Annotated in this window: 20 protein-coding genes and 1 pseudogene; 20 read left to right on the top strand and 1 reads right to left on the bottom strand. The window is 67.0% G+C overall.

Annotation, left to right across the window (positions count from 1 at the left end; genetic code table 11):
* Nucleotides 1-136: 136 nt before the first annotated feature.
* The 11 genes and pseudogenes from KW568_RS04170 to KW568_RS04120 all read left to right on the top strand — a co-directional run bounded on the left by KW568_RS04170 (nt 137) and on the right by KW568_RS04120 (nt 10,477).
* The gene (locus KW568_RS04170; RefSeq protein WP_259537733.1) at nt 137-1,336 is read left to right on the top strand and encodes a site-specific integrase; all 1,200 of its coding nucleotides are present in this window, start codon (nt 137-139) and stop codon (nt 1,334-1,336) included.
* A complete protein-coding gene (locus KW568_RS04165; RefSeq protein WP_031637050.1) occupies nt 1,333-2,397 on the top strand; it encodes a YhcG family protein in 1,065 nt (354 codons plus the stop codon). Before KW568_RS04170 ends, KW568_RS04165 begins: the two co-directional genes overlap by 4 nt.
* Nucleotides 2,398-2,749: 352 nt before the next feature.
* Entirely contained in the window at nt 2,750-3,142 is a 393-nt protein-coding gene (locus tag KW568_RS04160; protein WP_031637048.1) for a hypothetical protein, read from the top strand.
* 83 nt (nt 3,143-3,225) lie between these two features.
* Complete coding sequence (locus KW568_RS04155) at nt 3,226-3,483, top strand: metal-sensing transcriptional repressor (RefSeq protein ID WP_003111693.1); 258 nt, start codon at nt 3,226-3,228, stop codon at nt 3,481-3,483.
* 9 nt (nt 3,484-3,492) lie between these two features.
* Nucleotides 3,493-4,803, top strand: a complete 1,311-nt coding sequence (locus tag KW568_RS04150; RefSeq protein WP_031637045.1) for an MFS transporter — start codon at nt 3,493-3,495, stop codon at nt 4,801-4,803.
* Nucleotides 4,804-5,071: 268 nt separating this feature from the next.
* Nucleotides 5,072-5,422, top strand: coding sequence for a DUF2958 domain-containing protein (locus KW568_RS04145; RefSeq protein WP_031637043.1), 351 nt, complete (start codon nt 5,072-5,074; stop codon nt 5,420-5,422).
* 38 nt (nt 5,423-5,460) lie between these two features.
* Nucleotides 5,461-5,739: a hypothetical protein gene (locus KW568_RS04140; RefSeq protein WP_031637040.1), complete on the top strand. Its 279-nt coding sequence runs from the start codon at nt 5,461-5,463 to the stop codon at nt 5,737-5,739.
* A gap of 708 nt (nt 5,740-6,447) precedes the next feature.
* On the top strand, nt 6,448-7,272 hold the full coding sequence (locus KW568_RS04135) for a DUF932 domain-containing protein (protein ID WP_019396530.1): 825 nt from the start codon (nt 6,448-6,450) through the stop codon (nt 7,270-7,272).
* Between the two features lie 79 nt (nt 7,273-7,351).
* Nucleotides 7,352-8,686, top strand: a pseudogene (locus KW568_RS04130) (ParB/RepB/Spo0J family partition protein); the annotation flags it as partial.
* Between the two features lie 197 nt (nt 8,687-8,883).
* On the top strand, nt 8,884-9,093 hold the full coding sequence (locus tag KW568_RS04125) for a hypothetical protein (protein ID WP_031636935.1): 210 nt from the start codon (nt 8,884-8,886) through the stop codon (nt 9,091-9,093).
* A 1,069-nt stretch (nt 9,094-10,162) separates the two neighbouring features.
* A complete protein-coding gene (locus KW568_RS04120) occupies nt 10,163-10,477 on the top strand; it encodes a DUF736 domain-containing protein (protein ID WP_023103964.1) in 315 nt (104 codons plus the stop codon).
* 63 nt (nt 10,478-10,540) lie between these two features.
* Here the strand turns inward: KW568_RS04120 and KW568_RS04115 are convergent, their stop codons facing one another.
* The gene (locus tag KW568_RS04115) at nt 10,541-10,846 is read right to left on the bottom strand and encodes a helix-turn-helix domain-containing protein (protein WP_023103963.1); all 306 of its coding nucleotides are present in this window, start codon (nt 10,844-10,846) and stop codon (nt 10,541-10,543) included.
* A gap of 240 nt (nt 10,847-11,086) precedes the next feature.
* Between KW568_RS04115 and KW568_RS04110 the strand changes: the two genes are divergently transcribed.
* From KW568_RS04110 to KW568_RS04070, 9 genes are all read left to right on the top strand, one after another.
* Entirely contained in the window at nt 11,087-11,437 is a 351-nt protein-coding gene (locus KW568_RS04110; RefSeq protein ID WP_023103962.1) for a DUF2958 domain-containing protein, read from the top strand.
* A 309-nt stretch (nt 11,438-11,746) separates the two neighbouring features.
* The gene (locus tag KW568_RS04105) at nt 11,747-12,517 is read left to right on the top strand and encodes a DUF2285 domain-containing protein (RefSeq protein WP_033878703.1); all 771 of its coding nucleotides are present in this window, start codon (nt 11,747-11,749) and stop codon (nt 12,515-12,517) included.
* 83 nt (nt 12,518-12,600) lie between these two features.
* Nucleotides 12,601-12,882 carry an AlpA family transcriptional regulator gene (locus tag KW568_RS04100; RefSeq protein ID WP_003107109.1) on the top strand — a complete coding sequence of 94 codons (282 nt, stop codon included), beginning with the start codon at nt 12,601-12,603 and terminating at the stop codon, nt 12,880-12,882.
* Between the two features lie 26 nt (nt 12,883-12,908).
* Nucleotides 12,909-13,766, top strand: a complete 858-nt coding sequence (locus tag KW568_RS04095; RefSeq protein WP_023103960.1) for a replication initiator protein A — start codon at nt 12,909-12,911, stop codon at nt 13,764-13,766.
* A gap of 253 nt (nt 13,767-14,019) precedes the next feature.
* Nucleotides 14,020-14,658, top strand: a complete 639-nt coding sequence (parA, locus tag KW568_RS04090; protein ID WP_031636931.1) for a ParA family partition ATPase — start codon at nt 14,020-14,022, stop codon at nt 14,656-14,658.
* Nucleotides 14,655-14,939: a hypothetical protein gene (locus KW568_RS04085; RefSeq protein WP_023114175.1), complete on the top strand. Its 285-nt coding sequence runs from the start codon at nt 14,655-14,657 to the stop codon at nt 14,937-14,939. Before parA ends, KW568_RS04085 begins: the two co-directional genes overlap by 4 nt.
* Complete coding sequence (locus tag KW568_RS04080) at nt 14,936-15,460, top strand: DUF2840 domain-containing protein (RefSeq protein ID WP_023103957.1); 525 nt, start codon at nt 14,936-14,938, stop codon at nt 15,458-15,460. Before KW568_RS04085 ends, KW568_RS04080 begins: the two co-directional genes overlap by 4 nt.
* Nucleotides 15,457-16,056, top strand: coding sequence for a S26 family signal peptidase (locus KW568_RS04075; RefSeq protein WP_023114176.1), 600 nt, complete (start codon nt 15,457-15,459; stop codon nt 16,054-16,056). Before KW568_RS04080 ends, KW568_RS04075 begins: the two co-directional genes overlap by 4 nt.
* A 447-nt stretch (nt 16,057-16,503) precedes the next feature.
* Entirely contained in the window at nt 16,504-18,489 is a 1,986-nt protein-coding gene (locus tag KW568_RS04070; RefSeq protein WP_034023490.1) for a relaxase/mobilization nuclease and DUF3363 domain-containing protein, read from the top strand.
* Nucleotides 18,490-18,523: the final 34 nt, after the last annotated feature.

Raw genomic sequence — 18,523 nt, 5'->3', positions numbered from 1 at the left:
CGTAGCTAGATACAGCAGGTTTATCAATAACTTACGCGCGTCCATCATATGCCGGTGCTTTCTGAAACTTGACCCGGTTTTCCCTCGCGCCGCTCCTATCTGGCTCCTGGAATCCGGGTTGTTCCGAGGAGTCATCATGGCAAAGATCAAACTCACTAAGACCGCCGTGGAGTCGGCCCAACCCCAGGCCAAGGATGTTGAACTGCGGGATACCGTGGTGCCCGGCTTCCTGTGCAAGATTACCCCGACCGGCCGCCGGGTGTTCATGCTCCAGTACCGCACGAACTCCGGCCAGCCCCGCAAGCCCTCGCTGGGGCTGTACGGGGAGCTGACCGTCGAACAGGCACGAGTCAAGGCACAGGACTGGCTGGCCGAGGTTCGCCGGGGCGGCGACCCCGGCGGCGCCAAGGCCGAGGCGCGCAAGGCGCCCACGATGGCCGAGTTGTGCAAGAAGTTCATGGAGGACTACTCCAAGAAGCGCAACAAGCCCAGCACGCAGGACGGCTATCAGGGCGTCATAGACCGCAACATCATCCCGCTGCTGGGCCGCAAGAAGGTGTATGACGTGAAGCGGCCCGACATTGCCGGGCTGATGGAGAAACTGGCCTACAAGCCGACCGAGGCGAACAAGACCTTCGGCGTGCTGCGCAAGATGTTCAACCTGGCCGAAGTGTGGGGCTACCGCCCGGACGGCACGAACCCGTGCCGCCACGTCCCCATGTACCCGCCGGGCAAGGAAACCCGGCTCATCGTGGACGAGGAAATGGTGCGGATCTTCCGCCAGTTGGAGAAGCTGGAGGCGGAGGGGCTGGAGAACTACGTCATCCCGCTGGCGATCCGGCTGCAATTCGAGTTCGCCGCCCGGCGCTCCGAAATCTGCCCGCTCGAATGGAGCTGGCTGGACTTCGAGAACCGGCGCGTGGTGTGGCCCGACAGCAAGGTCGGCGGCATTTCCAAGCCCATGAGCGAGGAAGCCTATCGGCTGCTTTCGACGGCGCCGCGCCGGGAGGGCTGCCCCTACGTCCTGCCATCGCCGAACGACCCGGCCAAGCACCTGACCTTTGGCGAGCACTATGGCGGCTGGTGCCGGGTGCTCAAGGCCGCCGGCGTCCCGCACGTCGGCACGCACGGCATCCGCCATCGCTCGACGACCGACATTGCCAATTCGGGCGTGCCGACCAAAGTGGGCATGAAGCTGACGGGCCACAAGACCGTAGCGATGTTCATGCACTACGTCCACACCGAGGACAAGCCGGTGCGCGATGCGGCCGAACTGGTGGCCAGCCGGCGCCAGGCCATCACGGGCGCGCGCCAGCTTGCGGAGGCGGCGGCATGAACACGCGCCGGTCATCCGCAGCATCGTCCGCAGCGCCTTCGGCGCTGCTGGGCGACATTCGGGCACTGATCGAGGCGGCGCGCAAGCGCGCCGCCTCGACGGTGAATAGCGAGCTGACGATGCTCTATTGGCGCATCGGCCAGCGCATCCGCACGCAGGTCTTGGACGGGCGCCGGGGCGCTTATGGCAAGGAAGTCCTGCCCACCCTGGCGGCGCAGTTGGTGAAGGAGTACGGCGGCAGCTTTGCCGAGCAGAACCTGCGCCGCATGGTGCAGTTCGCGGCCACCTTCCCCGACGAGCAGATTCTCGTATCACTGATACGAGAATTGAGCTGGACGCACTTCATCGCCCTGATCCCGCTGAAAGACCCGCTCCAGCGGGACTACTACGCACAGATGGCGAGCGCCGAACGCTGGAGCGTGCGGACGCTGCGCGAGCGCATCGACTCGATGTTGTACGAGCGCACGGCGCTGTCTCAAAAGCCGGGCGAGACGATCGCACAGGAGTTGGCGAAGATGCGCGATGCGCAGCGCATGTCGCCCGCCCTGATCATGCGCGACCCCTACATCCTCGACTTCCTGGGGCTGCGGGACACTTGGCAAGAAGGCGACTTGGAGGCGGCGATCATCCGCGAAATGGAGTCGTTCTTGTTGGAGCTGGGCGCGGGTTTCAGCTTCGTGGCCCGGCAGAAGCGCATCCAGATCGACGGCGAGGATTTCCACCTCGACCTGCTGTTTTACAACCGCAAGCTGCGGCGGCTGGTGGCAGTGGAGTTGAAGGTCGGCGAGTTCAAGGCAGCTTTCAAGGGACAGATGGAGCTTTATCTTCGCTGGCTGGACAAGCACGAACGGGAGCCGGAGGAAGCCTCGCCTCTGGGGATCATCCTTTGCACCGGCAAGAAGCGCGAGCAGATCGAATTGCTGGAGTTGGACAAGTCGGGCATCCACGTCGCCGAGTACCTGACCGCCTTGCCGCCGAGGGGCGTGCTAGTGGAGCGGCTGCAACAAGCAACGCAACGGGCGCAGTTGCAGATCGAGCAGCGCAAGACCGACAACGAGTAGTCCTGTCTCAAGCAGTCGGGCGTCCCGGCGTGCCGCCGTCGCGCTGTCGTGCTGCGCATCGAGCCTCGCTGCGCGAGTCTCGCCCCTGTCGGGCTTCCATCACTGACGCCTCCGGCCCGGCTCGCTGATCCGCGCCTGCGCGCTTCGCTTGCCAAAAACCCGCGTGCGTGGGGTGGTGTGAGGGGGCGGTCTTGCTGTGTCCCTTCACCGTATCACGGCGTTCTCGCCGTGCAAGGGCTGCGCGCGCCTTGCGCGCTTGCGTCCTGGCGGCCGTCTGCGACCCCTGACTGCTGCGCTGCGCCGTGAGGGCGACGGTTCCGGGCAATTCCGCCCTTGCAACCGGAGAACCGTCATGAACGACAAATCACACGTTTCCCTCGAACAGCACGTTTGCCTGGTCTGCGGCACGGCGTTCGACACCGGCGCGATCCTGCTGGACAAGCGCCTGCGCGCGAGCATGGAGCGCCACACGGCGACCGGCTGGGGCCTGTGCCCCGAGCATCAGAAGCTGGCCGACGATGGCTTTGTCGCGCTGATCGAATGCGATCCGCAGCGCAGCGGCTCGCAGGCTGGCGGGCGCATGAAGCCCGAGCAGGCATACCGGACGGGCCGGCTGGCCCATCTGCGGCGCACGGTGTTCGCGCAGGTGTTCAACGTGCCGATCGCGGACGAGCAGGCTTGCGTGTTCGTTGAGCCTGGCGTGATCGAGCAGTTGCAGTCGATGACAGCGCCGGCGGCGGGCTGATTGCGTCGTGCGGCCTTCGGTGCGTCGCTTCTTCGCGGGCGGCGCACTTTTTCATATCCCCCCAGGGGGGATACAATTGCCACATGAACGCGACACACAAGCACTCAACCCATCCCGATCTCGTGAAGCGGCTGAAACGCGCCGATGGTCATCTTCGGCACGTCATAGGGATGATCGAAAGTGGCGAATCCTGTCTCGACATCGCCCGCCAGCTCGCGGCGGTGGAAAGCGCGGTGACGGCCGCAAAGCGCGTCCTGATCCACGACCACATCGACCATTGCCTGGCCCATGACGAAGACTCCGTTTTGACCGAAATGAAGGCACTGACCAAACTGCTCTGAGGCCCGCCGATGCTCTCCGTCCTGAAGAACCGTACCTATCGTCACCTGTTCGCCGCTCAGGTGATTGCGCTTGTCGGCACCGGCCTGATGACGGTGGCCCTTGGCCTGCTTGCCTACGATCTGGCCGGGGCGAATGCCGGCGCGGTACTCGGGACGGCACTCGCAATCAAGATGCTGGCCTATGTCGGAGTCGCCCCGGTCGCGCAGGCGTTCGCCGACCGGCTGCCGCGACGGTCGTTGCTCGTTGCCCTTGACCTAGTACGAGCATCCGTTGCGCTCTGCTTGCCCTTTGTCAGCGAAATCTGGCAAATCTATCTGCTGATCTTCGTCTTGCAGGCGGCGTCCGCAGGCTTCACGCCGACCTTTCAAGCCACTATCCCGGACATCCTTCCCGACGAAGACGAGTACACGAAAGCACTGTCGCTTTCCCGGCTGGCCTACGATTTGGAAAGCCTGATCTCCCCGATGCTGGCCGCCGCGCTACTGACGGTCATCAGCTTCCACAACCTGTTTGCCGGAACGGTTCTCGGCTTCCTCGTGTCAGCCGCGCTTGTGGTCAGCGTGAGGCTTCCCACAACCGTTCCCGGCCCGCGTCGTGGCATATGGGATCGCACTACGCGGGGCACGCGCATTTACCTCGCCACGCCGCGCCTTCGGGGTCTGCTGGCGATCAGCCTCGCTGTGGCAGCAGCGGGGTCAATGGTGATCGTGAACACGGTGGTCATCGTGAAGGCACGCTTCGGGCTGGGCGAATCCGAGGTAGCGTGGGCGCTGGCGGCCTTCGGAGGCGGGTCGATGGTTGCGGCCTTCGCGCTGCCTCGCCTGCTCGACAAGATTGCTGATCGACCTGTCATGATTGCGGGAGCGGCGATGCTGGTTGTGGGAACGGCAGCCGGGGCAATGATTCCGACCTATGCCATTCTGGTGGTGATCTGGTTGGTGGTCGGCTTCGGCTACAGCGTGGCGCAAACACCTTCCGGCCGGCTGTTGCGCCGCTCCGCTCATCCCGAGGATCGCCCCGCGGTCTTTGCCGCGCAATTCGCCCTGTCCCATGCGTGTTGGCTCATTTGCTATCCCTTGGCCGGTCGCTTCGGCGCTGCCTTTGGGCTGCAATCGACCTTCATCATCATGTCGCTGATTGGTCTTGTCGGAGTGGGACTGGCGCTGTGGCTCTGGCCCGCTAGTGATTCTTCCGACATCGCCCACGATCACCCTGATCTACCGCCAGATCATCCTCACTTGCGCGAACATGCAGACCGAGGCGGGCATCGTCATCCCATGATCGTTGACGATCTGCACCGGGACTGGGCGCGCATTTAAGAACTGCCCGCCTTTCACATCGCTGATGCCTCCGGCCCGGATTGCTATTCGGGCCTGCGCGCTTCGCTTGCCAAAAACCCCGTGCGTGGAGGTGCGAGGGAGGCCGTCTTGCTGTCCCCTTCATCGTGCCACGGCGTTCTCGCCGTCAAGGGCTGCGCGCCGATGGCGCTTGCGTCCTGGCGGCCGTCGTTGACCCCTGACTGCTTGCGCTGCGCCGTGCCCCGGAAGGGTCGGGCAATTCCGCCCGGCAACCTTTCAGGAGTTCACCATGAACAACGCACTCATCACTGACGAGCAGCGCATCGTGCTGCTGGCCAACGGCCGCGAATCCTTGGAAAACGCGGACTTCGATCCGGCGCCCGTGGTCAAGCTGTTCACGCCGGACGCCGGCGCGACCTGGCTGCTGACCGAGATTGATCCCGACGACCACGACCACGCCTTTGGTCTATGCGACCTGGGCCTGGGGGCACCGGAAATCGGCTGGGTCAGCCTGGGCGAGCTGGCGACGGTGCGCGGCGGGCTGGGCCTGCCGATCGAGCGCGACCTGTCTTTCCGGGCCGAGAAGCGATTGAGCGCCTACGCGCGCGATGCGCGGCTGGCCGGACGAATCGTTGTCTGACCCGGCCCTGGGAGCGCCGCAAGGCGCTCCTCAATGCCATGAGCAGCCACCACGACTACATCATCGAAATCACGGCGCAGCACGATGCGCTCAAGCCGTTCGCACCGGAGAACGGACAACCCTTGCGCTTCAAGATCGGCGACGCGGTGATCTACACCAACGAATACGGCGCACAGTTCCGGCACCGCGTCACCGGGTTCTACCGGCCCACCGGGCTGTCGGGTCTGTACGCGCGCGGTGCGCGCTACCTGCTGGACTCGTCATCGCCGTGGATGCCGGCTGCGGAATCCAGCCTGCGCCCTGACGACTCGGCGTGATGCCTTCGCGCGCCTTCCGGGGCGCTGCGCGCTTCGCTTGCCTCCAGGGGAAAGCCCTGCGGGCTATCCCCGCCGCGCAATGCTTGGCGCCCCTCAAAGACCGCCGAACCGGCTGCGCCGGATCGGCCAGACCACGGCAGTCGCTGTCGAACCTGTTTCCCGATGACTGGCGCATGAGCTTGTGCATCGAGCCTTGAAGTCCGGACGTCCCCGGCCAAGAAACATGGCCGGTCGCGCTGTCGTGCGCGTAGCGCATCGAGCCGCCTGCGGCGTCTCGCCCCATTCGGGCTTCCATCGTTCCCTCGCTCCGCTCGGCTGACGCCTCCGGCCCGGATTCCTAGATCCGGGCCTGCGCGCTTCGCTTGCCGTGCGATCGGCGTGTTGAGGGGCCGTTGCCATGTCCAGCCGTCTCCCCTGACTTCATCACCTTGTCCGCGACTGTAGCCCGCGCCCGTGCGCCGTCAAGGCGCGCAGGGCCGTGTCCTCGCTTCGCTGCGGGCCGCACCAACCCTGCGCTTGCCTCCTTGACGGCCCCCGTCCGCGCGCTCCTGACCGTCGCGGGCGATGAACTCAGGAAAGACGGTGGCAACAGGGCCAACCGGGTTCCTCGTGCCGACCGCACCAAACAGCCGAAAGGCTGGGCTCCGAATCTAGGAATCCGGTGTGCGGTGAACAGCAAACCCTTTTTTCTTTGTCAGGAGAAATGCCATGCAACTCGCATCCCGCTTCGCTTCCCGTTCCCCGGTGCTGCGTTCGGAACGTCCCTTGTCCGATGACCAAATCCGGGCAGTGGCCCCGTCCATCTTCGCGGAGGCACCACACGAAAGCCGCTCCGAGCGGTACAGCTACATCCCCACCGCGACCGTGCTGCAAGAACTGCGCGGGGAAGGCTTCGAGCCTTTCATGGTGACGCAAACCCGCGTGCGCCACGACGACCGCCGCGACTACACCAAGCACATGATCCGGCTGCGCCACGCCAGCCAGATCAACGGCCGCGAGGCCAACGAAATCATCCTGCTGAACTCCCATGACGGCACCAGTAGCTATCAGATGCTGGCCGGGATGTTCCGCTTCGTTTGCAGCAATGGCCTTGTCTGCGGCGACACCGTGGCCGACGTGCGCGTGCCGCACAAGGGCGACGTAGCCGGGCACGTCATCGAAGGCGCTTACGAAGTCCTGCACGGCTTCGACCGGGCGCAGGAATCCCGCGATGCCATGCGCGCCATCACGCTCGACGCCGGGGAATCGGAAGTGTTCGCCCGCGCTGCGCTGGCGTTGAAGTACGACGAGGACAAGCCCGCGCCCATCACGGAATCGCAAATCCTGATGCCGCGCCGCCACGACGATGACCGCCGCGACCTGTGGAGCGTGTTCAACCGCACGCAGGAGAACTTGACCAAAGGCGGCTTGTCCGCCCGCGCCGCGAATGGCCGCCGCCAGACCACCCGGCCCGTGCAGGGCATCGACCAAAGCGTGCGCCTGAATCGCGCCCTGTGGCTGCTGGCCGATGGCCTGCGCCAGTTGAAAGCCTGAATCCCCACGCGGCAGGGGCAGGCAGCAGCCCTTGCCGCTTCTCTCGCTGCTGCATCCCTAACCGCAAGGAGTTATCACCATGAACGCCGTACTCAAAACCGAAATCGCCGCCATCGAAACCGCCGCACCGCTGGAAATGGCCGACCCGTCCAAGAACCTGATTCTGGTTCCGCTGTCGCAGTTGCTGCCGCGCCGCTCCAAGCGCAACGCCCGCAAGATGCCGCGCCTGTCCATCCCCGAACTGGCCGCGAGCATTGCCCGCATCGGCCTGCTGCAAAACCTGATCGTCATCCTTTCCGCCGATGGCGAGGCTTACGAAGTGGTGGCCGGTGATCGCCGCCTGACCGCCTTGAAGCTGCTGGCGAAGAAGAAGCGCATCCCCGCCGACTACGAAGTGCCGTGCCTGCTGGTGCCCGATGCTTCGGCCCGCACCGTCAGCCTCGCGGAAAACCTGATGCGCGAGCAGATGCACCCCGCCGACCAGTTCGAGGCGTTCGCCGCGCTGGTCAAGGAAGGCCGGCCCATCGAGGACATTGCCGCCGACTTCGGCGTGTCCCCGCTGGTGGTGCAGCGCCGCTTGAAGCTGGCCCACATCGCGCCGCGCCTGATGGCCGACTATCGCGCCGGAACCGTCACGCTGGAACAGTTGATGGCCTTGACCATCACCGACGACCACGCCGCGCAGGAAGCCGCGTTCTATGGTGCGCCGGAATGGCAGCGCAGCCCGTCCAAGCTGCGCGAGCGCCTGACCGAGCGCGAAATCGACGCCACGCACGCGCTGGTGCGCTTCGTCGGGCTGGACACCTACCGGCAGGCAGGCGGCGGCATCCGCCGTGACCTGTTCGCGGAAGGCGATGCCGGAACCTACCTCACCGATACCGCAGTGCTGGAAACGCTGGTGCGCGACAAGCTGGCAACGCTGGCCGAGGACGTGCGCGCCGAGGGGTGGGCATGGGTGGAGGCCGTGCCGCATCTGGCCTACGAGGAACGGCAGGCGTTCCAGAACGCCCCGCGCCATCGTCGCGAGCCGACCACCCGTGAGGCCCGCCGCATCGCCTCGCTGGAAACCCGCCTCGAAAAGATCGACGGCGAACTGGAAGAAGCCTGCGACGCCGAGGACGAAGCCAAAGCCGAGAAGCTGGAACAGCGGCGCGATCAGGTGGTCGGGGAACTGCAAGACGCGGAGGACGCCTTACAGGGCTACACCCCCGAAGTGCGCGAGGTGGCCGGTGCCATCGTCACCATCGACCGCAACGGCGAAGCCGCCATTCATCGCGGCCTGCTGCGCGAAGCCGAGGCCAAGGCGCTGCGCACGCTGGAAAAGCTGCGGCGCGGTTTCGACAGCACCGAAGGCGAATCCGCCAACGACGAGCACGAGGACGCCGACGCGCCCAAGGCCGCAAGCCTGGCCGATGGCTCGGGCTGGATGCCCGCCATCTTCAAGGCCGCTGGCCCGCAGGATGCCGCGCAGGAAGAAGGCTCGGAGCAGGACGCCACGGAGGATGCCGAGGCAATGGCGGATGAACCCGCCGAGGCGCTGGCCGCTTGACCCGCGCCGAAGGCAAGCGCCCCGGCCTCGACCGGGGCGCTTCGCTGGAAGGAGAAGCCCCCATGACCCGCACCACCATTAGCCGCCCGCGCATGGCGGCGATCTACGCCGCTGGCACGGTACGCGCCCGCCGTTGGAACGGCGATGGCGACGTGCGCGGCTACCGCCCGCCCTCGGGCTGGACGGCCTGCGCCGACCTCACCGACATTCACCCCATCACGGGCCGCGCCTTGCCGCCTGCCGTGTGGTGGCTCATCGAGACGAAGGAATAACCGCGATCAGCACCGCAAAAATCCGGGCGCGGCAGTGGCCGCGCCCGGTGTTCAAGGCCACCAGCCGAATCGGCACGCCGCCGCCCTCGCGGCAGCTCAGACGGCGGCGTTGACGTGACCGGGCTTCCCGCCCGGTAATGGCAGGCCCGTATGGGTCTGCAAGCCGTAGCGCCCGCCGTGCGCGGGAATCACCAGCGGTTTTCGGCTTGCCGCGTGCATACCTCGCAGCGTAGGGCCGCGCCCATTTCATCAGAGGCATGTCCGCGTTTCCTGCTTAGAAATCTGGAACGGCCTGGGCGTGTCGGCGCATAGCGCCGCCGGGCTTTCGGGCTACGCCCCGTGCCGTCTTTGCCGTCACGGCCATTCGGCTTCAATCCCTCACGCCTTCGCGCCTGCGGCGCTGCGCGCTTCGCTTGCCTCCAGGGGAAAGCCCTGCGAGCTATCCCCGCCGCGCGATGCTTGGCGCCCCTCGATGCTGCCGAACCGGCTGCGCCGGATCGGCCCGCCCAACGTCCCGCCGCGATGGACGGGACGCTGGCGAACACGCTGGCGCTTGCTGCGGCAGGTTGTGCAGGTGCGTGCCGTCCTCAACGCTGGCGGTTCCTGCCCATCACGTCACGAAGGACGGTTCACGGACAACCCGCCCGGTATCGCTATGGAGCTTCCACGCCACGCCTCAAGACCGGCGCCGCAAGGTATGGCGGGGGCGTTCTCGCCTGTCGTTGCGGGGTTGACCTGGCCCGCGTCAGCGGGCGAGCCGGAGAAGCCTTCGGGCGGGGATGCCGAGTCGGCCCCATCTCCTTTCGGAGCGGTTCGGCCCAAGGCGTCCTTGTCTCGTTGTGAATCCTGGCGGGGGCGCGGCTGCGCCTCGGGCTTCATGGCTGCAACCGTCCGGCGAAAACAATTTCCCCGCCGCTGCGCGGCTTCCTCGCGCAGCAAATTCTTTTCGCCTCCCGGCTCTCCACTGCGTTTCGACCGCAAGCGGTGCAGCCAGCCCGTCCCCCGCCGGCCGGATCACAACAAGGACGCGATGGGCGCGAACCTTGTTCAACCGAAAGGAGAAATCATCATGGCCAACATCGGCACCTTCACCGCAGACAAAGACGGCTTCACCGGCACGCTGCGCACCCTGACGCTCAACGTCAAGGTCAAGCTGGTTCCCAACGACAAGGGCAGCAGCGAGAACGCCCCCGACTTCCGCCTCCAGGCCGCCGGCCACGACATCGGCGCGGCGTGGAACAAGACCAGCGAGGCCGGGCGGGAATACAAGTCCGTGACCCTCGACGATCCTTCGTTCCCGGCTCCGGTCTATGCCCGCCTGATCGAAGGCGAGGACGGTACGCACGACCTGATCTGGTCGCGCAGCAAGCCCCAGGCGGCGTGACCGCCGCAGCGCCCCGCCCATCGCGGCGGGGCGCTGTGCTGCTGTTCGCAGCACATCACCACGTCACGCGCGCGGCTTCGCCGCGCCGCGCTCCTTCAGCACCGCCTCCAGCTCCCGGCGCACCTGCGCCAGCAGCTCGTCGGCCTTGTGCGGGCTGTCGCCCGCGTAGGCCAGCGTCAGCAGCGTGAGCGGGTGGATCTCCATCACCTCGCACAGCTCGGCCAGCTTATGCAGGGTCGGGCTTTTCAGGTCGCGTTCGAGGGTGCTCATATAGGTGCGGCTGGACACGTCAGAGAAGGCTTCCTGGCTCAAGCCACGCGCCTTCCTGACTGTCTTCAACGCCTTCGCCAATGAGTTCCCAGCCGCCACCTATGGTTTCCCTCGAAAAACCAAGATGACAGCCCATTGCGCCCTATAGGGCTACAATCTATAGTGTTCATTTGGTGTTCTACGTTTTCGTGCCTTTACGGAAATCCGCATTTGCTGGTTCCAGCAAAGCCACGCAAGCGCATCCGTGCTTGCACACGAAGGCGTAAATCCGGTTTGGCGGTTCTGCGCTTGGGCGTGAAACCGCATCCGTGCATCATTGGATTTGTGGGATTGCCAACCATGCCCCAGCCACTCGCCACCGTCCCGGAGCGCGCGCAACTGCTCGCCAACGGCGAGGCTCGTGCCGCTGGCCAGGCCATCGACCCGGTGCCCGTGGTGCGGCTGTTCACGCCGGACGCGCATGTGACCTGGCTGCTGGCCGCACTCGATCCCGCCGATGGCGACACCGCCTGGGGCCTCATCGACCTGGGAATCGGAATGCCGGCGCAAGGAACCGTCAAGCTGTCCGAGCTGGCTGGCATCGTCGGGCCGCATCAGCAGCCCGTGATGCGCGACCGCTACTTCCGGCCCACGCGCACGCTGTCGGAATACACCCGGCTGGCCGAGCGCGACGGGGCTATCCCGGACTGAACACAGCCTACTGTGACTTTTTCAGTCTGGTGTCATACCGGGCAGGTCTCAATCGAGATTCTTGCGGCGTAGCCGCGCCAGTCTGATCCAAACGGACATGATGCCTGACGCGGACTGCGGCAGGCTGGCCTGTACGGCGTCCCACGGGAGGGACGCTGCCGCCGCAGCATTGAGACGAATACCGCAACGCATCGGAGCCAGTCGGACTTGACAGCCCAACTATTCCCTTAACCCATTTCGTTCTGATGACACCGATGTAGCACGTAGTTCTTCTGTCGCGGCCAGTCCTGTTCGCAGGGAGGTTGCGTCATGGTCGATCGCAGCGCCGAGCACTGGTATCCGACTGCCGCGTATCTGTACGTGCTGCACTTGGACGACCTTGGGACGGCCTGGGAATATCTGCGCAGAAACCCCGATTACCGGCTCGACTGGCTGCGCCATCATCGCCGGCCGAAAGCCGCGCAGCAGGCGGCGCATCGCTGGGGCTTGCGCCTGCTGGAAGATCCGGCGTTGGATGCGCGCGACGCTCATCCAGCCTGGTTGCCCGGCCATGTGGCCGTGGTGCAGCTCTATCCCGACGCCGATCCGCCGCAGTATGCTCCCGCGTTCACGTTTTGGCGCATTGCCGGGCACAAGCAACTGCTCCATGACGGCAAAGGGCTGGCGCTGATGGCGCACAGCCCAGGTCATTGCCTGCGCTTCGCGCTGGCGCCCGGCCTGGAAGACGGGATGGCTGTCGCCTATGCCCGCCGCGGCGGCGCCGCCGCACCTGCGCGCAACCGTGCGCTCGGCGCGGCCCTGGCTTCTGCGAAGCCCAGGCCGGCACCCGCCGCGCTGCTTGAGCTACACACCTTGCAGGCGCTCGACGCAACCCTAGCGGGTGCGTCCTTGCGCGAGGTGGCCGAAGGCTTGTTCGGCGGCGATGCCGCAGCCGATTGGTACAGCGACGGCGGCCTGCGCTCCAAGGTACGCCGCTTGGTACGGCGCGGCGATGCGCTGATGCGCGGCGGCTATCGCCGCCTAGCACAGCTTCCGCCGCTTGAGAAGGGTCGTTTTGAGGACGACGCAAAACGGCCCTGAGCAGGACAGCTTGGTTTTCTGAGACTGCCTCCATCCGGTTGCGCTGTGTGGCCGGAGCTTTGAAAGCTATGGAGGTTCACACCATGCGTCCCGCTCCTTTGCGGCCTGCCGCCACTGTCTCGACCGCTGCCGCGCAGCCCCAACGCTATCTCACCAACGACGAAGCCGCCGAGTACCTGCGGCTGTCGCCGCGCACGCTGGAAAAGCAGCGCGTGATCGGTGGTGGTCCGCGCTTTCGCAAGTTCGGCCGGCGCGTCATGTACGCCGTGGCCGACCTCGATGCCTGGGCCGCCGACCGCAGCTTCGAGACGACTTCCGATCCCGAGTACGCCGAGCACCACTCGGCCGACAGCCGTGCGCGCTGATCGGCGGCGCGCGGCAGGCCATCACCATGTCCAGCTCCGCGCTGCCGTTCCGGCAGCGGTCGTTGCAGGAGCGCGAACAGCTCGACCTGTTCCGCGCCTTGCCCGGCGACATGGCGCCGCGCGACAGCCAGGACTTGATGGCCTATCCGTTCTTCTCGCTCGGCAAGTCCAAGCGGGTCAAACCCATCGACTTCCGCGCGGGCAACGTGACGATCCGCGTAGAGGGCACGCAGGAGCACGGCATCGCCACGATTTGGGATGCGGACGTGCTGATATGGGCGGCCTCGCAGATCGTGGAAGCGAAGGACGCGGGCCTGCGCCCGTCGCGGCTGATGCGCGCGACGCCCTACGAGATCCTGCGCTTCATCGGACGCGGCAAGTCGCTGCGCGACTACCAGCGCCTCAAGGCCGCGCTGGATCGCCTGCAATCGACCACGGTGGCCACGTCCATCCGCGAGACAACAGGCCGGCGCCTGCACCGCTTTTCGTGGATCAACGAATGGAAGGAACTGGCCGATGCCAGCGGCACGCCGCTGGGCATCGAGCTGATCCTGCCGGACTGGTTCTTTGCCGGCGTGCTCGACGCTGCGCTGGTGCTGACCATCGACCCGGCGTATTTCCGGCTCACCGGCGGCATCGAGCGGTGGCTGTACCGCCTGGTGCGCAAGCACGGCGGCAAGCAGGCATACGGCTGGCAGTTCGACTTTCGCTATCTGCACCAGAAGTCCGGCAGCACCGCGAAGCCCTACGACTTCGCCTGCGATCTGCGCGCGCTCGTCGCGCGGCAGTCGCTGCCCGGTTACGTCCTGGGCATCGAGCGGATGCCCGACAACGGCATGGAACTGCTGACGTTCCGGCCCGTGCCGCAGACGGCACGGGGATAACTCCGGGAAAGCCTGTGAATGGTGTCGTGCTATCAGGCGTGCGGGGTATCGTGCTATCAGGCGTGGGACTATCGTGCTATCAGGCGTGCCGATCGGCCGCAAACCCGCGCCAGCACTGGGCTTGCGCGTCCTCTAACTTCCCTAACTTAGTTTCTCTAACTTTTAGTAGGGAAACGCCGCTGCGGTGGACAACCACCCCGCGGCCACAAACGCAGCAGCAAAAGCCCGGCTTTCCAGCATGGAGGGCCAGGCCATGATCGTCGCACTGCTCAACCAGAAAGGCGGCGTCGGCAAGACCACGCTCGCCACGCACATCGCCGGCGAGTTGGCGATGCGCGGCCAGCACGTCGTCCTGCTGGACGCTGACCCGCAGGGCTCATCGCTGGACTGGACGCAGCGCAGAAGCCAGCAAGGCTTGCCACGGCTGTTCAGCGCCGTGGGCCTCGCACGCGAAACGCTGCACCAAGAGGCGCCGGAACTCGCCAGGCGGGCCGATCACGTCATCATCGACGGCCCGCCGCGCATCGCCGCCTTGGCGCGCTCCGCGCTGCTGGCGGCCGAGCGCGTGCTGATCCCGGTGCAGCCCAGCCCCTACGACTTGTGGGCCAGCGCCGAGATGGTGGCGGTGATCCGCGAGGCGCAGGTATTTCGGCCTGCGCTGCGCGCGGCCTTCGTCATCAATCGGCGCGTCAGTACCACCGTGATCGGGCGCGAAGCACGCCAGGCACTCGCCGACCAGCCGCTTCCTGCGCTGCGCGCGGAAGTGCATCAGCGCATCGTGTTCGCCGATAGCGTGGCCGCTGGCCGGCTTGCACGCGAGACGGCACCCGACAGCGCCGCCGCACGCGAAATCACTGCGCTGGTGGACGAATTGCTGCGGTGGCCGACATGACCGCGAAGCCGCCATCGAACAGCAAGCGCACGGCAAAGCGCGTCGGCATCGGCGCGCGTCCGCCCGCGAATCCGCACGCCGAGGCGTGGATTCGCCAGGGCGACGCCGATGCGCTGGGCAAGGGCGACCTCTACACCGCCCGTCTGACTCTCGACATCACGCCCGCGATGCGGGCACGCATCAAGGTGTCGGCCTTCACGCAAGGCGTGACCGTGGCCGACCTGCTGCGTGGCCTGTTGGAGCGGGAGTTTCCAGAGCACCGCAGGGAGAACGCACCATGACTGCATCCGCTTCGCCTGCCGCTGGCGCGGCTACGGCTGCACTTGCCGGCCAGCCTGCCAGCGCGCCGCTGACGCGCGTGGCGCTGGCCTACATCGAACCACGCTTCAAGCTCTACCTGCGCTTCGGCGAACCTGCGCGCACGCACCAGCTCGACCGCTGGCGCCGTTGCGCGGTGTTCCTGCCGGGCGCCATGTTGTGCCGTATCCGCTGGCAGGCCAACGACTACGGCACTGTGCGTTGGCAGCTCATGGTGATGCAGGCTTGCACGCCGCTGGATGCCGCGCAGCGCATCCCCGGCGTGCAGCCGGGGGCGCGCTTGCTGCTCCACGCCGAAGGGGAGAACCAGGTGCGCGCGGTGCTGGAGTGCATCGACGCCATCGAGGCGCTGGGCATCGCGCCCGCCGCTGTCTCGCCCGCGTACTGGCGCACGCTCGCCAACCGGCTCGCTGCACGCCTGCCGCTGCCCGAATACACCGCCGAGCGGCACGCTGCCTGGCTAACCGGGAGGACGCTGCCATGACGCTTCCATCCGCCGTTGCCAGCGCAACCGGCATCCCGCCGCATCCTCGCTCGCGCCTGCGCGCTCGCCTCGTGTTGGCGGGCCTGTCCGCCTGCGGCCTCGCTGCGCTCGCCTGGGCGTCCTTCGTGCATCCGCTGCCGCGCCTGATCTACAACCCGTCCGACAGCGTGGCGGTCGGCTGGTATCGCGTCGATCCGCAAGGCCACGGCACCGACTCGCCGCCACGTCCCTTGTCCGTGGGCAGCATCGTCCTGACCACGCTGCCGCCAGACGCCGCCGCGCTGGCCGCGCAGCGCGGCTACCTGCCGGCGCGCGTGCCGCTGCTCAAGCGCGTGGGCGCCGTCGCGCCGCAGGAGGTGTGCAGCACTGGCCGCGTCGTCCGCATCGACGGCGTGCCTTCGGCCGCCGTGCTGCCTGCCGACCGCTGGGGCCGGCCGCTGCCATCCTGGCAGCAATGCCGCCGCCTCGAATCCGGCGAACTGTTCCTCTTGAGTGTGACCAACCCGGCGTCGTTCGACAGCCGGTATTTCGGGCCGGTCAGCGCATCCGCCGTGATCGGGGTCGCGCATCCAGTCTGGCTGGAATCCCGCCCATGATGGCCGCCGACTCGCTGCACGTTGCCGTGCATCTTGTCGTGCCATCGGGCGTGTCGCTCTGCTGGCCGTCGCCGTGTCGTCGCGCGTGCAGTGCGGGTGCATTCGCACCGCACTTCGCGCTGCCTTCGGCGCAGCCGTCCAACGTGCAGGCGTCTTGCCTCGAACGCGCCCGGCCTATGGCCGTCGCCGCGTTCGCCGGCGCGCTGGCTGCTCGCGCAGCAGCACCGCCGGGCCGCCGCTGCCCGGAGCGCCAGCGAGGGGCAAAGGCGGAAGGCAAGACAAAAGGACGCGGCACCGGGCCGCGTCGAAAGCCAGTCTGCACATGGGGTGGCGCGGCACGGAGCGGCTTCGCCGCCGTGCCGCTTGGGGCGCGAGGCCCGCGCCAATGCAGGGCTGTCCGCGTGCTTCACACGACCGGACACGCCAGAGCTTGCAGGGAGCGCAGCCATGACCGACCGCCGCGACGATGATTTCCGCATCCGCCCCAGCGCACCGAAGAACCGGGGCCAGAGCTTCGTTTCCAAGGTGCTCAAGCAGGCAGGCAAGGCCAGTAGCGGCAAGTCGTCGGTGCGCCGTCCTGGCGCTGCCAGCGGCTCCGGGAGGGGCAACGGCCAGCGGCCCGGCTCGCGCCTGGGGCGCGGCCACACGGCCGCGCGCTTCGCCGGAGCGAAGCTGACGCCCATGTCGCGGCGCGTGACCATCAAGACGCTGCTGGTCAACCAGCGCCAGGCCAGCCCGCAGTCGCTCGCCAAGCACCTGCGCTACATCGAGCGCGACGGCGTGGGCCGCGATGGCGAGCCGGGCCAAGCCTACGGGCCGCAGACCGATGCCGCCGACCTCGACGCTTTCAAGGAACGCTGCGCCGACGACCGACACCATTTCCGCTTCATCCTCTCACCCGAGGATGGCCCGGAACTCGAAGACCTGCGCACCTACACGCGGCACCTCATGGGCCGCATGGAGGCCGACCTGGGCACGGGCCTCGATTGGGTGGCGGTCAACCACTGGAATACCGACAACCCGCACACGCACATCGTCGTGCGCGGGCGCGATGACACCGGCAAAGACCTCATCATCGCGGGCGACTACATCGCCGATGGCTTCCGCCATCGTGCGGCCGAACTGGCGACCGAGTGGCTGGGGCCACGCACCGAGCTGGAGATCCAGCAGACCTTGCAGCGCGAGGTGGAACAGGAGCGGTGGACGAGCCTGGATCGCACGCTCAAGCGCGAGCTGGGCGACGATGGCCTGGTGCATGTCGAACGGCTCAACGAGCCGAGGTTGCAACGCCAGCGCCTGCTGCTGATCGGCCGGCTGCAACGCTTGCAGCGTCTGGGCCTGGCCGACGAAACGCAGCCGGGCACCTGGGCGGTCCATACCGACGCCGAAAAGACCCTGCGCGCCCTGGGCGAGCGTGGCGACATCATCCGCACCATGCAGCGGGCCATGAGCGGCCAGCCGCGCGAGCTGGCGGTGTTCGAGCCGGGCGAGGATGGCCGAACCATCCTCGGCCGCGTGGCCGCGAAGGGGCTGGCCGACGAACTGCGCGACCGGGGCTATCTGGTCATCGACGGGGTGGATGGCAGGGCCCACTACGTCGCGCTCAACGCCCGCGACGAGCTGGCGAACTACCCAGCCGGTGCCGTGGTGGAGGTGAAGGGATCGGCCGACGTGCGCGCCGCCGACAAGAACATCGCCGCACTGGCGAGCGGTGGCCTGTACCGCACCGATCATCACCTCGCCATCGCGCAGGGTCAGGCCGTACCGGGCCGCGATCCGCAGGAAGTCGTCGCGGCCCACGTCCGCCGGCTGGAAGCCCTGCGCCGCGCTGGCATCGTGGAGCGCGTGGCCGAGGGACTATGGAAGGTGCCGGACGACTTGGCCGAACAGGGCCGCCGCTACGACGCGCAGCGCCTGGGCGGCGTGGCCGTGGAACTGAAATCGCACCTGCCCATCGAGCGGCAGGCCCGCGTTATCGGGGCCACCTGGCTTGACCAGCAGTTGATCGGCGGCGGCTCGGGCCTGGGCGACCTGGGCTTTGGCGGCGAGGCCAAGCAGGCAATGCAGCAGCGCGCCGACTTCCTGGCCGAACAGGGGCTGGCCGAGCGGCGTGGGCAGCGCGTGATCCTCGCGCGCAACCTGCTGGGCACGCTGCGCAATCGGGAGCTGGCGCAGGCCGCCAAGGACATTGCGGCCGAAACCGGCTTGGAACATCGGCCTGCGGGTGACGGTCAGCGCGTGGCCGGTATCTACCGGCGCAGCGTCATGCTCGCCAGTGGGCGCTACGCCATGCTCGATGACGGCAAGGGGTTCAGTCTGGTGCCGTGGCGGCCGGTGGTCGAGCAGCGGCTGGGCCAGCAGCTTGCCGCTACGGTGCGCGGCGGCGGCGTGTCCTGGGAGATAGGACGGCAGCGTGGGCCTGCCGTTGGTTAACTTCCTACGATAGCAGTGTCCGGCACGGGGTCGC

The organism is Pseudomonas sp. HD6515 (genome assembly GCF_024971855.1).
In the GTDB taxonomy this organism is placed as follows: domain Bacteria; phylum Pseudomonadota; class Gammaproteobacteria; order Pseudomonadales; family Pseudomonadaceae; genus Aquipseudomonas; species Aquipseudomonas alloputida.
The sequence above is the reverse complement of the archived record's forward strand: the minus strand, read 5'-3'. Positions and strand labels throughout refer to the sequence as shown.

Bases quoted from the DNA above. Each gene is read 5' to 3' on its own strand.
- KW568_RS04170 (WP_259537733.1), top strand. From the start codon at position 137: ATGGCAAAGATCAAACTCACTAAGACCGCCGTGGAGTCGGCCCAACCC.
- KW568_RS04165 (WP_031637050.1), top strand. From the start codon at position 1,333: ATGAACACGCGCCGGTCATCCGCAGCATCGTCCGCAGCGCCTTCGGCG.
- KW568_RS04160 (WP_031637048.1), top strand. From the start codon at position 2,750: ATGAACGACAAATCACACGTTTCCCTCGAACAGCACGTTTGCCTGGTC.
- KW568_RS04155 (WP_003111693.1), top strand. From the start codon at position 3,226: ATGAACGCGACACACAAGCACTCAACCCATCCCGATCTCGTGAAGCGG.
- KW568_RS04150 (WP_031637045.1), top strand. From the start codon at position 3,493: ATGCTCTCCGTCCTGAAGAACCGTACCTATCGTCACCTGTTCGCCGCT.
- KW568_RS04145 (WP_031637043.1), top strand. From the start codon at position 5,072: ATGAACAACGCACTCATCACTGACGAGCAGCGCATCGTGCTGCTGGCC.
- KW568_RS04140 (WP_031637040.1), top strand. From the start codon at position 5,461: ATGAGCAGCCACCACGACTACATCATCGAAATCACGGCGCAGCACGAT.
- KW568_RS04135 (WP_019396530.1), top strand. From the start codon at position 6,448: ATGCAACTCGCATCCCGCTTCGCTTCCCGTTCCCCGGTGCTGCGTTCG.
- KW568_RS04125 (WP_031636935.1), top strand. From the start codon at position 8,884: ATGACCCGCACCACCATTAGCCGCCCGCGCATGGCGGCGATCTACGCC.
- KW568_RS04120 (WP_023103964.1), top strand. From the start codon at position 10,163: ATGGCCAACATCGGCACCTTCACCGCAGACAAAGACGGCTTCACCGGC.
- KW568_RS04110 (WP_023103962.1), top strand. From the start codon at position 11,087: ATGCCCCAGCCACTCGCCACCGTCCCGGAGCGCGCGCAACTGCTCGCC.
- KW568_RS04105 (WP_033878703.1), top strand. From the start codon at position 11,747: ATGGTCGATCGCAGCGCCGAGCACTGGTATCCGACTGCCGCGTATCTG.
- KW568_RS04100 (WP_003107109.1), top strand. From the start codon at position 12,601: ATGCGTCCCGCTCCTTTGCGGCCTGCCGCCACTGTCTCGACCGCTGCC.
- KW568_RS04095 (WP_023103960.1), top strand. From the start codon at position 12,909: ATGTCCAGCTCCGCGCTGCCGTTCCGGCAGCGGTCGTTGCAGGAGCGC.
- parA (WP_031636931.1), top strand. From the start codon at position 14,020: ATGATCGTCGCACTGCTCAACCAGAAAGGCGGCGTCGGCAAGACCACG.
- KW568_RS04085 (WP_023114175.1), top strand. From the start codon at position 14,655: ATGACCGCGAAGCCGCCATCGAACAGCAAGCGCACGGCAAAGCGCGTC.
- KW568_RS04080 (WP_023103957.1), top strand. From the start codon at position 14,936: ATGACTGCATCCGCTTCGCCTGCCGCTGGCGCGGCTACGGCTGCACTT.
- KW568_RS04075 (WP_023114176.1), top strand. From the start codon at position 15,457: ATGACGCTTCCATCCGCCGTTGCCAGCGCAACCGGCATCCCGCCGCAT.
- KW568_RS04070 (WP_034023490.1), top strand. From the start codon at position 16,504: ATGACCGACCGCCGCGACGATGATTTCCGCATCCGCCCCAGCGCACCG.